The sequence below is a fragment of the Nocardiopsis flavescens genome (assembly GCF_900141985.1).
Taxonomy (GTDB): domain Bacteria; phylum Actinomycetota; class Actinomycetes; order Streptosporangiales; family Streptosporangiaceae; genus Nocardiopsis; species Nocardiopsis flavescens.
Map to the genome: position 1 here is coordinate 158216 of NZ_FQZK01000008.1, position 12837 is coordinate 171052.

Consider the following 12837-nt stretch of genomic DNA (forward strand, 5'->3'; position numbering starts at 1 on the left):
CGTATGGAGAACGACGCGGTGATCCGCCTGCGCGGAGTGCGCACCAACAACCTCAAGTCCCTGGAGCTGGACATCCCGCACGGGCGCCTGGTGGTGTTCGCGGGGGTGTCCGGGTCGGGCAAGTCGTCGCTGGTGTTCGGGACGGTCGCGGCCGAGGCCGGGCGTCGGCTCAACGAGACCTTCCCCCCGTTCGCCCGGGAGCGGCTGCCCAGGTGGACCCGCCCCGATGCCGACCTCATCGAGGGGCTGTCCCCCGTGGTCGTGGTCGGCCAGCGGCGGCTGGGCGGCAACGCCCGCTCCACCGTCGGCACCGCCACCGGGGTCTGGACCTACCTGCGGCTGCTGTTCTCCCGGATCGGAACGCCGCACGTGGGCGAGGCGTCCCGGTTCTCGTTCAACGACCCGGCGGGGATGTGCCCCACCTGTTCGGGGCTGGGCGAGACCGTGGTGAGCGCCGTCGACCGGTTCCTGGACCCGGACCTGTCGCTCGCCCAGGGCGCGATCCGGGTCCCGGGGTTCGGCGCCGGCCACCACTGGTACGAGCGCTTCAAGGACGTCGGCGCCTTCACCGCCGACACCCCGCTGCGCGAATGGACCGGGGACGAGCGCCGCGCCCTGCTGTACGGCGGCGAACACGCGGCACGGCTGGGCACCCGGCCCGCCCGCGAGTACGAGGGGATCGTGGAGCGGTTCGAGCGCATCCACCTGCGCGCCGCCGGGGAGGTGTCCGACCGCAAGCGGGAGGTGCTGACCCGGTTCACCCGCACGGCGCCCTGCCCGGAGTGCGGAGGCGACCGGCTGAACGCGGCGGCCCGCGCCGCCACCGTGCGCGGCCGCACCCCGGGCGAGCTCGCCCGCACCGAGATCGCCGACCTGGCCGCCTGGCTGCGAGAGGTGGACGACCCCGCCGTCGCCCCCGTGGTGTCCGGGCTCGGCGCACGCCTGCGGGCCCTGGTCGAGGTCGGGCTGGGGTACCTGCACCCGGGCCGGGCCACCACGACCCTGTCGGGCGGGGAGTCCCAGAAGATCACGACCGTCCGCCACCTGGGCGGCGGCCTGGTGGGGATGACCTACATCTTCGACGAGCCCACCACCGGCCTGCACCCGTGCGACGCCGCGTCCATGACGGGGCTGCTGGCCCGGCTGCGCGACCAGGGCGGCACGATACTGGTGGTCGAGCACGACCCGGCCGTCATGGCGGCCGCCGACGAGGTCGTGGAGATCGGCCCGGGCGCCGGGGCCGACGGCGGCCGGGTCGTCCACCAGGGAACCTTCGAGGCGCTGCGGTCCGCGGGCACGGCCACCGCCGCCGCCCTGGCCGCCCGGTGGCCGGTCCGGGCCGAGCCCCGCCCGGCCACCGGGGCGCTCACCGTGAGCGGCGCCCGCCGCAACAACCTCAAGGACGTGACCGTGAACGTCCCCACCGGGGTGCTCACCGTGCTGACCGGCGTGGCCGGGTCGGGCAAGTCCAGCCTGGCCGCGGAGCTGGTGGACCGGCACGGGGCTGTGGTGCTCGACCAGCGGCCGGTCGCCGTCCACCGGCGCTCCACCCCGGTCACCTACACCGGGATCGCCGGGCCGCTGCGCGCCCTGTTCGCCGCACGCAGCGGCCTGCCCGCAGGCCGGTTCAGCGCCAACTCCGCGGGCGCCTGCCCCGAGTGCCGCGGGCTGGGCACGGTCCGCGTGGACCTGGCGTTCCTGGAGGCCGAGGAGGTCCGCTGCCCGATCTGCGAGGGACGGCGGTTCACCGACGAGGTGCTGCGCCACCGGGTGGCCGGGCTGACCATCGCCGACATCGACGCCCTGACGGTCGCCGAGGCCCTGGACCTGCTGCCCGACCCGCGGATCCGAACGGCGCTGGGCCGGCTGGACCGGGTGGGCCTGGGCCACCTGCGCCTGGGCCGCCCGCTGACGAGCCTGTCGGGTGGCGAGTGCCAGCGCCTCAAGATCGCCCGGGAGCTGCGCGAGGCGGCCGAACCGTCCCTGTACGTCCTGGACGAGCCCACCACCGGGCTGCACCCGAGCGACGTCGCGGTGCTGCTCGGGGTGCTGGACCGGCTCATCGAACGCGGGCACACCGTGGTCGTCATCGAGCACGAGGTGGACGTGATGCGCCACGCCGACCACCTCATCGACCTGGGCCCCGGGCCGGGCGAACGCGGCGGGCGGGTCCTGTACCAGGGCCCGCCCGCGCGGATCCGCGGCACGGCGACCGCCGCGGCCCTACTCGGCGGGTGAGGCCACCCGGGGCAGCGCGCGGCCCGCGTGGTGGACGTACTCCTCCCCCGTCTCCAGGCGGTAGAAGGTCACCGGCGTCCAGGTGCGCGCCCCCTGCGGGCGGACGGCGTACACGCCGGGCGCGACCGCCGCCAGGGGCAGCTCCTGGAACGGCTCGGGGTCCAGCTCGGCCAGCGGCCCCAGGGCGGTCGTGCGCAGCACCGGGCCGTCCGGGCCCGCCAGCACCTCCAAGCGCTCGGCGGCGTTCTCGTACACCCCCGTGTGGGCGGAGACGTCGGTCCGCGAGGGCTCGGCGGGCGGCTCCACCGGGCCGGGGACCCGCACCCCGGCCAGGGCGTCGAACACCTCGCCGTACAGGTCCTGGTAGAGGTCGCGGGTGCGGCCCCCGTTGGTGAGCAGGCCCACGGCCAGGCCCGACCCGGGCAGCAGGCGCAGGAACGCGGACTGGCCGACGGTGTTGCCGTCGTGGCCGACGACGCGGTGGCCGTCCCAGTCGTAGAGGATCCAGCCCAGCCCCCAGGCCTCGCCCAGGGTGCGCACGTCCGGCAGCCGGACCTGCGGTTCGGTCATGGCCCGGACGGTGTCCGGGGACAGCAGCCGGGTGCCGTCGGCCGTGGTGCCGCCGCGCAGGTGGGCGGCGGCGAAGCGCAGCAGGTCGCCCATGTCCGCGGTCACTCCCCCGGCGGGCGCCACGGAGCGGGGCAGCCCCCACCGCGGTGCCCGCACCGGCTCGGGCAGCCCCGTGACGTGGCCGACGGCGGGGTCGTTGAGCAGGGCCTCCTCGGGAAGGGTGCCGGTGCGCTCCAGGCCCAGGGGGACGAAGAGGCGCTCGCGCATCGCCTCGTCCCAGACCCGGCCGGTCAGCCGCTCGATGATGCGTCCCAGCAGCACGAACCCGGAGTTGCAGTAGGAGAAGGTGGCGCCCAGCGGGTGGATGCGGGCAGCCCCGGCGAGCAGCGCGGTGTACTTCTCCACGGCGTCGTCGCCGCGGCCGGTGTCGGTGAACAGGTCGCCCTCGATACCGCTGGTGTGGGTCAGCAGGTGGCGCACGGTGACGCCGGCGGTGGTCGCCCCGTCGGAGGGGACGGCCTCGGGCAGGACCTCGGCGACCGGGGTGTCGACGGTGAGCAGGCCCTCCTCGACCAGGCCCATGACGACCGCGGCGGTCCAGAGCTTGGTGATGGAGCCGATCTGGAAGGCGGACCGGGCGGTGACGGGGTGGCCGGTGTCGGTGTCCAGGACGCCGTGCGCCACCGTGAAGGCCTCCTCCCGGCCGTCGGGGGCCAGGCGCAGGACGCCGAACTGGGCTCCGGGGACGCCGTGGCGCCCGGCCAGCTCGGCCAGCCGCGCGGCCCAGCGGCCGGGGTCGATGGCGGTGGGTTCGTCGGGCAAGGTGGTCCCCTTGTCGGTCGTGGCCGGTGGCTCCGGGCCCCGCCCGGGACCCACCGCCACCCTAGGACCGGGAGCCCCGGCCCGCCCGCGCGGGCGGGCCGGGGCGGGCACCGCGCGCCCCGGGTCCCTGGCACCGGGACGCCCGCGCCCCGGCGTACGGGCCTGAGGCGCGGGCGGACGCGCCTCAGGCGGCGGGGGTGCGCTCGACGGAGTCGAGCCAGGCCCGGACCCGCTCGTTGTGCTCGCCCAGCAGCGGCGGCGGCAGGTGCCCCTCCGCGGCGGGGGGCTCCCCCTCCCCCCCGCCGTGCGGGGCGAAGCGCAGCGCCGACCCGGGCAGCTCCACCCGGCCCAGGACGGGGTGCTCCACCTCCAGGACCAGCCCCTGGGAGCGGGTCTGCTCCCACGCGTAGACCTGGTCGACGGTGCGCACCGCCCCGCAGGGGACGCCGATGTCCCCGATGCGGCGCAGCCACTCGTCGCGGGGGGCGGTGCCCAGCACCGCCTCCACCTCGGCCACCAGCTCCTCCCGGTGGACGACGCGGGCGGCATTGTCGCCGAACCGCGGGTCGCCGGGGTCCAGGCCCAGCAGGCCCGCGAACTTCGCCCACTGGGCCTCGCCGCCGACGGCGACCTGGAGGACCCCGTCCGCGCAGGCGAAGGCGCCGTAGGGGGAGATGGAGGGGTGGTGGTTGCCCATCGCCCGGGGCACCTCGCCCGCCACGGTCCAGCGGGTCCCCTGGAAGGCGTGCACGCCCACGATGGAGGACAGCAGCGAGGTGCGGACCACCGTGCCGGCGCCGGTGCGCTCGCGCTGGACGAGCGCGGCCAGCACCCCCTGGGCGCCGTTCATCCCGGCGAGGAGGTCGCCGATGGGGACGCCGACCTTGGTCGGCTCCTGCGGGGAGGGCCCGGTCAGGCTCATCAGCCCGGCCTCGCCCTGGGCGATCTGGTCGTACCCGGCCCGGCCGCCCTCGGGGCCGTCGTGGCCGAACCCGCTGATGGAGCACACCACCAGGCGGGGGTTGAGCTCGCCCAGGCGCGCGGTGGAGAAGCCGAGCCGGTCCAGGACGCCGGGGCGGAAGTTCTCCACGAGCACGTCGGCGGCGCGCACCAGGCGGGTGAGCTGCTCGACGCCGTCGGGGGACTTGAGGTCCAGCTCGACGGACTCCTTGTTGCGGTTGCAGGAGAGGAAGTAGGTGCTGGTCCGCGCGTCCTGGGGTCCCGTGAAGGGCGGCCCCCAGCCGCGGGTCTCGTCGCCGGTGCCGGGCTGCTCGACCTTGATGACGCGGGCGCCCAGGTCGCCCAGCAGCATCGCGGCGTGCGGGCCGGCCAGCGCGCGGGACAGGTCGACGACGACGATGCCCTGGAGCGGTCCTCTTTCGCGGTCCATGCGGCTCCTTCGGTGGAGGGGTGGAAGGTGGTGCGGCCCGTCAGGAGGGCAGGCCCAGGCGGCGGTGGCGGGCGGCCCGGGCGGCGCGCCGGGCGGACCCGGGGGCGCGGGTGAGGGAGGCCAGCTCGTGGCGCAGGGCCAGGCCGGCGCGGCGGCAGAACTCCTCCGGCTCGTCGGCGGCGTCGTCGTGCTCGGGCACGATCCGGTCGACGATGCCGTGGGCGCGCAGGTCGGTGGAGCCGATGCCCTGGTCGCGGGCCAGGTCGGGCGCCCGGTCGGTGGTGCGGTGCACGAGGGCGCTGGCGCCCTCGGGGGGCAGCGGCGCCAGCCAGGCGTTCTGGGCGCACAGCACCCGGTCGGCGGGGACGAGGGCGAGCGCCCCGCCGCCGGTGCCCTGCCCCAGCAGCAGGGCGAGGGTGGGCGCGGCGAGCGTGGCCATCTCGGTGAGGCAGCGGGCGATCTGCCCGGCCATGCCCTGCTCCTCGGCCTCCCGGGACAGGGCGGCGCCGGGGGTGTCGATGACGGTGACCAGGGGCAGGCCCAGCTCGTCTGCCAGGCGCATGCCGCGGCGGGCGGCGCGCAGGGCGTCCGGTCCCAGGGGGTGCTCGGGGGTCTGGCGGTCCCGGTCCTGGCCCAGCAGGACGCAGGAGGTGCCGCCGAACCGGGCCAGGGCCAGGAGCAGGCCGGGGTCGGACTCGCCCTCGCCGCTGCCGCGCAGGCGCACGACGTCGGTGGCCGCGTGGCGCAGTAGCGCGCGCACCCCGGGCCGGTCGGGGCGGCGCGAGCGGGTGACGGCGGTCCAGGCGGGGGTGGCGGCGGCGGGTTCGGGGGGCGGCGGCGGGACCGGCCCGGCGTCGCGCGAGAGCAGGACGGTGAGGGCGCGGTCGGCGATGGCGGGCAGGTCCTCGGGGGGCAGGACGGCGTCGATGAGGCCGTGGTCCAGGAGGTTCTCGGCGCGCTGGACGCCCTCGGGGAAGTCGTCCCCGTACAGGGCGGTGTACACGCGCGGGCCCAGGAAGCCGATGAGGGCGCCGGGCTCGGCGACGGTGACGTGGCCCAGGGACCCCCAGGAGGCCAGGACCCCGCCGGTGGTGGGGTCGCGCAGGTAGACGAGGTAGGGCAGCCCGGCGGCCTTGTGGGCGGCGACGGCGGCGGTGATCTTGACCATCGACAGGAAGGCGACGGTGCCCTCCTGCATGCGGGTGCCGCCGGAGGCCGGGGAGACGAGCAGGGGCAGCCGGGCGGCGGTGGCGCGTTCGACGGCGGTGACCAGGCGCTCCGCGGCGGCGACGCCGACGGATCCGGCGAGGAAGGCGAACTCCCCGGCGGCGACGGCGACGCGGCGCCCGCGGAGCAGGCCCTCGCCGGTCAGGACCGCCTCGTCGCAGCCGGAGGCGGCGCGGGCCCGGGCGAGGTCGGCGGCGTAGGCGGGGTCGGGGCGGACGTCGACGGGGGCGGTGTCCCAGGAGCGCAGGCTCCCGGGGTCGAGGATCCGGTCGAGGAGGTCGCGGGCGCCGTACCGGGTGGCCATCGTCAGCTCCTTATTGGCTCAGTGGCTAGGCCACTAGGTCTCTTCGCCAGCATGGCACACGCCCGTGGCTTTGGGAAGGCCGACATCCCCCTACCCGCACCGGGACCCCGCGCCCCGCCGCGTCGGGCCGAGTCGACCGGAGCGACGGGCCCGGACTAGTCTGGAGGCCTGCCCCGCCGAAGCCGGAAGGAGCGCGCCCGCGTGCCCACCAAGCCCACCCCCCGGCCGCCGGTACGGCCTCGTCTCTACGAGCAGCTGGTGGAACGGCTGGCGGAGTACATGCGCGAGGCCGGGCTGGTCCCCGGCGACCGCCTGCCCGCCGAGCGGGAGCTGGCCGCCTCCCTGGGCGTGAGCCGCGCCTCGCTCAGCCAGGCGCTGGTGGCGCTGGAGGTGCAGGGCATCATCGACGTGCGCCACGGCGACGGCGCCATCATCCGCCGCACCACCTCCGAGGAGGGGGTACTGGCCCTGCTGCGCGACCGCGCCAACCGGCGGGCGGAGATCATCGAGGCGCGCCAGGCGCTGGAGGTCAAGCTCGCCGAGCTGGCCGCCGAGCGCCGTACCGACGGCGACCTGGCCGCCATCGACACCGCCCTGGACGTCATGCGCGCCGAGCTGCGCGGGGGCGGGCGCGGGGTGGAGGGCGACGAGCGCTTCCACGCCGCCGTCACCGAGGCCGCGCGCTCGCGGCTGCTCACCCGCATGATGAACGAGCTGGCCCCGATGATCCGGGAGACCCGACTGGAGTCGCTGTCCCAGCCGGGACGGCCGCAGGACTCCCTGGCCGGGCACGAGAAGATCGCCTCCGCCATCCGCCTGGGCGACCCCGACATGGCCGCCGAGGCCATGCGCCGCCACCTGCGGCTGGTGTCGCAGGTGGACGGCGCCCCCGCCGGGCCCACCGCGGGCTGAACCCGCGGGCCGGCCCGGCGCGGTGCCGCCGCGCCGGGCCGCCGCCCGCGCGCCCCGGACGCGGCCGGGGCCGGTACCGGTGCCGCCGGGGTCAGAGCAGGCCGGGCGCCACCAGCACGCCCCAGGCCGCCAGCGGGCCCAGGACCACCACGATCGCGCTGTAGACCAGGATGCGCCGGTAGAAGCGCTCGGGGTCGGTCCCGGTGGCGTTGGCCAGGACCAGGGCGCCGTTGGTGGAGAACGGGCTGACGTCCACGATCGTGGAGGACACCGCGAGCGCGACGATCACCCCCGTGGCGCTCACCTCGCCCATGAGCAGGAACGGCACCGCCAGCGGGATGGTCGCGCCCAGGATGGCGGTGGAGGAGGCGAAGGCCGAGACGACACCGCCGATGTAGCACAGCAGCAGGGCGACGAGCAGGCCCGCGCCCAGCCCGGCCGCGGCCAGCCCCACGTACTCGATGGTCCCGGCGCTCTCCATGACGCCGACGAACGTGAGCATGCCGGTGATGAGCAGCACGGTGGGCCAGCTGATCTGCGAGACCGCGTTCTTCTGCGCCTTGGGCGAGATGAGCGCCAGCACGACGGTGACGGTGATGGCGACGAAGCCGACGTTGAGGCCGAACCCCAGGGCCAGGACGCCCAGGGCGAGGATGCCCAGCAGGGTGGCGGCCTGGTCGAGGCGGATCCCGGGGGCCCGCCCGGCGTCGGGGTCCGCGGCACCGGCCTCCCCGCCGGCTCCCCCCGCGGCCACGGCGGTACCGCCGCCCTTGCCCCCGGAGCCGCCCGCGACGGTGACGGGCTCGTTCTCGATCTGCTCGACCCTGACCCCGACGAGCCGGTGGCCGCCCAGCGAGACGAACAGCAGGAGCGCGATCGCGAGGTTGAAGGCCAGGCTGCCCAGGAACAGGGTGACGGGGTGTACGGCGAGCCCGTTGTCCGCCACGATGGTGTTGACGGTGACGCCGTAGACGCTGGCCGGGGAGAACCCGCCGCCCTGCGCCCCGTGGACCACCATCATCCCCATCATCAGCGGGTCGATCCGGTACTTGACGGCGAAGCCCAGGGCGATGGGCGCGACGATGGCCACGGCCGCGGGGCTGAGCGCGCCCACGGCGGTGAGCAGGGCGGTGATGCCGAACATGACCCACGGGATGGCGACGACCCGGCCGCCGACCAGGCGGGTGGCGGCGCGGACCATGAGGTCGACGGTCCCGTTGTTCTTGGCGATGGCGAACAGGTAGGTGACGCCCACCAGGGTCAGGAACAGGTCCGCGGGGAAGCCGCCCAGGATCGCCTCGGGGGCCATGGACAGGGCGAGGGTGCCGACGAGGAAGGCGGCGACGAAGGCGAGGGCGCCGATGTTGATCGGGAAGACCGTGGCGACGACGAACATCGCCGCGAGCACGATGATGGTGAGCAACTGGGGTGTCATGACCGACCGTTCGAGCTTCGACTGAGGGGTGTGACTCAGCTCATATGAGCGATTGGCCTAGCCAATATGCCAGTGGGCCAGTTGTCAACCCCCGGAAACACCGCTGGCACTCCCCCCGCCGCACGGCCCCGGGGTGGGGCGCCCGCCGGGCCGGCTCCGGGAGCGTGCTCGGGGCCGCGCGCACCGCGCCGGCCGGTCCCCTCGTCGACGGGCACGCGCGGCCGGTCCGTCCGGGCCCGGCGGGCCACGCTCCGAGGGCCCGGCCACGTCGTCGAAGCGGGGGCGGGCCGGGTCGGGTGCGGGCCGGTGGAGGCGGCCCGGGCACAGGTGCCGTCCGGCGACGGCCGCGCCCGTGGCGGGCCGCGGTGACGGAGCCGGGGGTGACAGGGCGGGGAAGAAACGGCGAATTCGCCCCCGGCCGCCGTTGGGGGCCTGCCGGTGCGGTCGCGTGTGGCGCATACTCGGCTGCGGCACCGCCCCCGACGGAGGAACGCACCCAGGATGTTCGCCCCGCTCCGCTCCCCCCGCCCCCCGACCGCCGTCCTGGCCCTGGCCCTGGGCGCCGCGCTGCTGGCGCCGCCCGCGGCGGCGGCCCCCGTGCAGGCGCCCGCGCCCGCCACGGTCACGTCCCCCTCCCGCCACGTGGACCCGTTCGTCGGGACCGCGGGCGGCGGCAACACCTACCCCGGCGCCGTACGCCCCTTCGGGATGATCTCGTGGAGCCCCACCACGACCCCCGGCGACCAGACCGACACGGGGGCGGCCAACGGCTACCACTACGGCACCACCCGGGTGCGCGGCTTCGCGCTGACGCACGTCAACGGGGCGGGCTGCCACCCCGGGGCGGCCGGGGACGTGCCGATCATGCCGGTGACCGTGCCGGTGGACTCCTCCCCCAGCGCCGACGCCGCCGACGAGGTCTTCGCGAGCGACTTCGACCACGCCCGGGAGTCGGCCGAGCCGGGCCGCTACACCGTGACCCTGGACAACGGGGTGCGCACGGACCTGGCGGTGGGCGACCGGGCCGGGCTGGGCGCGTTCTCCTTCCCCGAGGGGGAGCCCGCCGCCCTGCTGTTCCGCACGTCCAACTCGCTCAACGGCAGCGAGGACGCCGAGATCCGCATCGACGAGGAGTCCCGCACGGTGTCGGGGTCGGTGCTGACCGGCGCGTTCTGCGGCCAGCGCGCCAACGGCGGCGAGAACAACCGCCGCTCCTACTACCGGCTGCACTTCACGGCCCGGTTCGACACCGCCTTCAGCGAGGTGGGCACCTGGGAGGACGACCGGCTGCGGCCGGGGACCACCGAGGCCTCCGGCGGCGAGGGCTACGACCGTTCGGCGCGCCGGGGCACCGGCTCGGGCGGGTACGTGGGCTTCCCCGGGGGGTCGGACGTGCGGGTGCGGGTCGGCATCTCCTACGTGAGCGGGGAGAACGCGGCGGCCAACCTGGACGCGGAGGTCTCGGCGGGCGACACCGTGGACGCGGTGGCCGAGCGCGCGCGCCGGTCCTGGGACGACCGGCTCGGCGCGGTCCGGGTGGGCGGCGGCACGGAGGAGGAGTACTCGGTGTTCTACACCGCGCTCTACCACGCCCTGCTCCAGCCCAACCTGGTCAGCGACGTGGACGGCCGCTACCCGGGCATGGACGGCGAGGCGCACCGGGTGGCCGACGGGCAGGGGGCGCAGTACACCAACTTCTCCGGCTGGGACCAGTACCGGGCGCAGATCCAGCTGCTCGCCCTGCTGGAGCCGGAGGTGGCGGGGGACTTCGCGCAGTCGCTGCTGAACTTCGCCGGGCAGAACGGGGGCGTGTGGGACCGCTGGGTGCACGTCAACGGGCCCACGCACGTGATGACGGGCGACCCGTCGGCGGCCACCCTGGCGACCTTCGTCGCGATGGGCGCGGACGGGTTCGACACCGGGGCCGCCTACGGGTCCCTGCGGGCCCAGGCCACCGAGCCGCACCCGGACGGGCTGTCCGACGCGGGCTGCCCGGGCCAGTGCGAGGGCCAGCGCCCCGGGCTGGAGCGCTACCTGGAGCTGCGCTACGCGCCGCAGGACGACTGCCACTGCTGGGGCGGCGCCGCCGAGACGCTGGAGGCGTCCGTGGCGGACGGCGCCCTGGCGCACTGGGCGGCCCGCACGGGGCGGGACGCGGACGCGGAGCTGTTCGGCGCGCGGGGCGGGTACTGGCGCAACGTGTTCGACCCGGACGAGGGGTACATCCGGCCGTGGAACGCGGACGGGTCCTGGTCGGGGGCGTTCGACCCTGCCTCCCAGCACGGGTTCGCCCAGGGCTCCGGCGCCACCTACACCTGGATGGTGCCGCAGGACGTCGCCGGGCTCGCCGAGGCGATGGGGGGCCGGGAGCGGGCGGCCGAGCGCCTGGACGGGTTCTTCCGCACGCCGGACGGGGAGTGGTCGGTGGGCGGCGGCGACCCGCTGCGCTACGACCCGACCAACGAGCCGGGCATCCACGCCCCGTGGCTGTACAACGCCCTCGGGCAGCTCTGGAAGACGCAGGAGACGGTGCGCGAGATCGCGTCGTCCCAGTACGGGACGGGTCCGGAGGGGCTGCCGGGCAACGACGACCTGGGCACGATGTCGGCCTGGTACGTGTTCGCGGCGCTGGGGCTGTTCCCGCAGGCGCCGGGGCGGGCCGAGCTGCTGCTGTCCGGCCCGGCGTTCCCCTACGCGCGGATCGCCCCGGCGGGGCGCCCGCCGATCACCGTCGCCGCCCCGGGGGCGGGGCCGGACGCGGTGTACGTGCACGCGGTGCGGCTGGACGGGGCCGCGTACGGGCGGTCGTGGCTGCCCGAGTCGTTCGTGCTCGAAGGAGGCCACCTGTCGTTCGCGCTGTCGGCCACGCCGAACACCGCCTGGGCCACCGGTGAGGACGCCCTGCCGATCGACCGCTGACCGGGCCCCGGCCCGCACCCCGCCGGGGCCGCTGCGGGGGACCGGCTGCGGGCGCCCCGGGGGCGGAACGGGGTGCTCCCGGCCGGGCCCGCGTCCGTGGGCGCGCCGGACCCCGCCGTGGCCGGGAGGCGGCCCGCCGCGGTCGGTGCGGTGCGGGCCCGCCGCGTGTACGCCTCCCCGGCGGGAGAGCGCCCGGTCCCGCCGGGCCGGGCGCGGAAAGCCGTGTGCCCCGGCAGCGCCGGGCCGGGGGCCGGTCCCGCCGGCCGGGCCGTTCGACGCACCGGCCGCCGATGATCCGCGGGCACATCGAGGCCCCCGTCCGGGCGACCCACGCGCCCGGCGGGCCGGGGTCAGGCGGGTTCGACGAAGGCGGCGAGCTTGGCCAGGGACGAGGCGAGCCCGGCCGCGTGGTCCTCGGCGGAGATGCCCGGCGGGACGTCCCGGGCGGCCACGGACACCACGGTGGCGTCGCCGTCGGGGGTGAGCGTCCAGGTCATGGTCATGGTCCCGGCGAAGGCCGGGTCGTCGGAGTCGAACACCGCGCGCTGGACCACCCGCTCCCCCGGGGCGAGTTCGGCGAAGCCCACCTCGACGACGTCGGTGCCCGCGTCCGTCTTGCCGTGGCCCGGCTCCCGGTAGGTGAGGGTCATGCGGAAGCCGCCGCCCGGGCGCGCGTCGAAGTGCTCCATCCGGCCGGTCATGTCCTCGGGCGGCAGCCACCGCTCCAGGGCGGCCGGGTCCAGCAGGGCCCGGTAGACGTCCCCGGCCGGGGCGGCGACGCGCCGCTCCCCGCGGTCCACGCGTTCGGTCATGGCGTTCTCCTCGGATCGTGACGGTACCGCGCCCACCCTCGCACGCCCCGCCGACGGTTTCCGGTGCCCCGCCGCGAGAGGCGGGCCGGGCGCCTCGTGGAGCACGCGGAGGCCGGCCGCGGCCGGCCTCCGACGCACGGCGGGAGGGGCGGCCGGACCGGCCGCCCCGGAGCGCACTCGCCTCCGGAGAGGGCGGCGCCGGCCCCGC

Annotated in this window: 8 protein-coding genes; 3 read left to right on the forward strand and 5 right to left on the reverse strand. The window is 76.6% G+C overall.

Annotation, left to right across the window (positions count from 1 at the left end; all coding sequences use genetic code 11):
- Positions 1 to 3: 3 nt before the first annotated feature.
- Positions 4 to 2238, forward strand: a complete 2235-nt coding sequence (locus BUE45_RS15290) for an ATP-binding cassette domain-containing protein (RefSeq protein WP_073379991.1) — start codon at positions 4 to 6, stop codon at positions 2236 to 2238.
- Here BUE45_RS15290 and BUE45_RS15295 read toward each other — a convergent pair.
- The 3 genes from BUE45_RS15295 to BUE45_RS15305 all read right to left on the reverse strand — a co-directional run bounded on the left by BUE45_RS15295 (position 2224) and on the right by BUE45_RS15305 (position 6551).
- Entirely contained in the window at positions 2224 to 3630 is a 1407-nt protein-coding gene (locus tag BUE45_RS15295) for a serine hydrolase domain-containing protein (RefSeq protein WP_084737313.1), read from the reverse strand. The two genes, BUE45_RS15290 and BUE45_RS15295, sit on opposite strands and share 15 nt — an antisense overlap.
- A gap of 184 nt (positions 3631 to 3814) precedes the next feature.
- Positions 3815 to 5020 carry a CaiB/BaiF CoA transferase family protein gene (locus BUE45_RS15300; RefSeq protein ID WP_073379992.1) on the reverse strand — a complete coding sequence of 402 codons (1206 nt, stop codon included), beginning with the start codon at positions 5018 to 5020 and terminating at the stop codon, positions 3815 to 3817.
- 40 nt (positions 5021 to 5060) lie between these two features.
- Positions 5061 to 6551 (reverse strand): carboxyl transferase domain-containing protein, encoded by a 1491-nt coding sequence (locus BUE45_RS15305; RefSeq protein ID WP_073379993.1) that lies wholly within the window; start codon positions 6549 to 6551, stop codon positions 5061 to 5063.
- A gap of 201 nt (positions 6552 to 6752) precedes the next feature.
- Between BUE45_RS15305 and BUE45_RS15310 the strand changes: the two genes are divergently transcribed.
- Positions 6753 to 7463, forward strand: coding sequence for a FadR/GntR family transcriptional regulator (locus BUE45_RS15310; RefSeq protein ID WP_073379994.1), 711 nt, complete (start codon positions 6753 to 6755; stop codon positions 7461 to 7463).
- A gap of 91 nt (positions 7464 to 7554) precedes the next feature.
- On the opposite strand, the gene BUE45_RS15315 is transcribed toward BUE45_RS15310, so the two are convergent.
- The gene (locus BUE45_RS15315; RefSeq protein ID WP_073379995.1) at positions 7555 to 8898 is read right to left on the reverse strand and encodes an SLC13 family permease; all 1344 of its coding nucleotides are present in this window, start codon (positions 8896 to 8898) and stop codon (positions 7555 to 7557) included.
- A 501-nt stretch (positions 8899 to 9399) separates the two neighbouring features.
- Between BUE45_RS15315 and BUE45_RS15320 the strand changes: the two genes are divergently transcribed.
- Entirely contained in the window at positions 9400 to 11817 is a 2418-nt protein-coding gene (locus BUE45_RS15320) for a GH92 family glycosyl hydrolase (RefSeq protein WP_073379996.1), read from the forward strand.
- Positions 11818 to 12167: 350 nt separating this feature from the next.
- Here the strand turns inward: BUE45_RS15320 and BUE45_RS15325 are convergent, their stop codons facing one another.
- Positions 12168 to 12629 (reverse strand): SRPBCC family protein, encoded by a 462-nt coding sequence (locus tag BUE45_RS15325; protein WP_073379997.1) that lies wholly within the window; start codon positions 12627 to 12629, stop codon positions 12168 to 12170.
- Between the last annotated feature and the right edge of the window lie 208 nt (positions 12630 to 12837).

Bases quoted from the DNA above. Each gene is read 5' to 3' on its own strand.
- BUE45_RS15325 (WP_073379997.1), bottom strand. From the start codon at position 12,629: ATGACCGAACGCGTGGACCGCGGGGAGCGGCGCGTCGCCGCCCCGGCC.
- BUE45_RS15315 (WP_073379995.1), bottom strand. From the start codon at position 8,898: ATGACACCCCAGTTGCTCACCATCATCGTGCTCGCGGCGATGTTCGTC.
- BUE45_RS15320 (WP_073379996.1), top strand. From the start codon at position 9,400: ATGTTCGCCCCGCTCCGCTCCCCCCGCCCCCCGACCGCCGTCCTGGCC.
- BUE45_RS15305 (WP_073379993.1), bottom strand. From the start codon at position 6,551: ATGGCCACCCGGTACGGCGCCCGCGACCTCCTCGACCGGATCCTCGAC.
- BUE45_RS15300 (WP_073379992.1), bottom strand. From the start codon at position 5,020: ATGGACCGCGAAAGAGGACCGCTCCAGGGCATCGTCGTCGTCGACCTG.
- BUE45_RS15290 (WP_073379991.1), top strand. From the start codon at position 4: ATGGAGAACGACGCGGTGATCCGCCTGCGCGGAGTGCGCACCAACAAC.